Raw genomic sequence first — 1,867 nt, 5'->3', positions numbered from 1 at the left:
CCTCGTGGCACGCATAGCCGGCTCACGCCGAAGCCGCGTGGACGAAGAAGATTAGAGCATCGGACTCAGAGCCCGATGTTCCGCGCTATAATGCGGCTCATGGAGTGGGGCGAAAGACATGCCGATTACGCTGCTTGACGGAATTCTCGTCGGCTTCACTCTGGTCTCGGCGATGCTCGCCATGGTTCGCGGCTTTTCGCGCGAAGTCCTGTCCGTCGTCTCCTGGGCAGCGGCGGCAGCGGCGGCGTTCTTCTTCTACAAGCCGGTTGTGCCTTACCTCGCGCCCTACATCGAGAATGAAAAGATCGCCATGGCGGCCGCCGCCGGCGTCGTCTTCATCGTCGCGCTGATCGTCGTATCGGTCATCACCATGAAGCTCGCCGACTGGATCATCGATTCGCGGATCGGCGCGCTCGACCGTACGCTCGGTTTCCTCTACGGCGCCGCGCGCGGCATCCTGGTCGTCGCCGTCGCACTGCTGTTCTTCAACTGGCTGGCTGGCGCCAAGGCACCGGCCTGGGTCACGGAGGCCAAGTCGCGGCCGCTGCTGGAGCAGATCGGCGCCAAGCTCGAAAGCCTGCTGCCCGAGGATCCGGAAAACGCGATTCTCAAGAAGCTCAATCCGAATCAGCCGGCCGCCGAGACGCCAGCTGCTCCGGACGCACCGGCCGCGGATGCTCCGGCGGGCGGCGACGATGCCAACACGCCAGCGCCTGACGACAATGACGCAACACCTCCGGCCAACAACGCTCCGGCACCGGCGGCGCCGGCAAACTGACGCCGAAAACGGCGTCAGGATCCGACGATGGTGTGAACGACCGCACGGCCCGCGTTGCTTTCGGCGCGAACCCGCATTATATGGCGATTTTAGCGGAGCTTAAGATGGCAGACGCAGACGACGTGCTTTCCGCCGAGGCCGACGACCATTTCCACGACGAATGCGGTGTGTTCGGCATTTTCGGCCGGCAGGACGCCGCGGCCATCGTCACACTGGGCCTGCATGCGCTGCAGCATCGCGGCCAGGAAGCGGCAGGCATCGTTTCCTATGACGGCAGCCAGTTCCATGTCGAACGCCATGTCGGCCTGATCGGCGACACCTTCACCAAGCAGCGCGTCATCGACAGCCTGCAAGGCAACCGCGCCATCGGCCATACGCGCTACGCCACGACTGGCGGCGCCGGCATGCGCAACATCCAGCCCTTTTTCGCCGAATTGGCCGATGGCGGCTTCGCCGTCGCCCACAACGGCAATCTGACCAACGCCATGACCGTGCAGCGCGCGCTGCAGAAGCAAGGCGCGATCTTCTCCTCCACCTCCGACACCGAGACGCTTTTGCATCTCGTCGCCACCAGCAAGGAGCGCGATTTGAACTCGCGCTTCATCGATGCGGTGCGACAGGTCGAGGGTGCGTTTTCGCTGGTGGCGATGACGGCCAAGAAGATGATCGGCTGCCGCGATCCGCTCGGCATCCGGCCGCTGGTGCTCGGCGATCTCGACGGCGCCTGGATCCTGGCCTCCGAAACGTGCGCGCTCGACATCATCGGCGCGCGTTTCGTTCGCGACCTGAAGCCCGGCGAGATGGTCGTCGTCACGTCCAAGGGCATCGAGAGCCTGTTCCCCTTCGAGCCGCAGAAGACCCGCTTCTGCATCTTCGAATATGTCTATTTCGCGCGGCCGGATTCCTCGGTGGAAGGCCGCAACGTCTATGAGGTGCGCAAGCGCATCGGCGCCGAGCTGGCGGTTGAAAGCCCGGTCGAGGCGGACATCGTCGTGCCGGTGCCGGATTCGGGCACGCCGGCGGCGATCGGCTTCAGCCAGGCCGCAGGCATTCCCTTCGAACTCGGCATCATCCGCAATCATTATGTCG

The 1,867-nt window shown here is 64.3% G+C and carries 2 protein-coding genes; both read left to right on the top strand.

Annotation, left to right across the window (positions count from 1 at the left end; translation table 11 throughout):
- The first annotated feature begins 118 nt into the window (after window positions 1–118).
- On the top strand, window positions 119–778 hold the full coding sequence (locus EN964_RS33225) for a CvpA family protein (protein WP_127267853.1): 660 nt from the start codon (window positions 119–121) through the stop codon (window positions 776–778).
- A gap of 104 nt (window positions 779–882) precedes the next feature.
- Window positions 883–1,867: amidophosphoribosyltransferase (purF, locus tag EN964_RS33220; protein ID WP_127277347.1), on the top strand; the 985-nt coding region annotated here is incomplete at its 3' end.

Origin of the sequence: Mesorhizobium sp. M7A.F.Ca.CA.001.10.2.1 (genome assembly GCF_003998575.1) — a bacterium.
In the GTDB taxonomy this organism is placed as follows: domain Bacteria; phylum Pseudomonadota; class Alphaproteobacteria; order Rhizobiales; family Rhizobiaceae; genus Mesorhizobium.
Note: the sequence above shows the minus strand (reverse complement) of the source record. Positions and strands in the feature narration are given on the sequence as shown.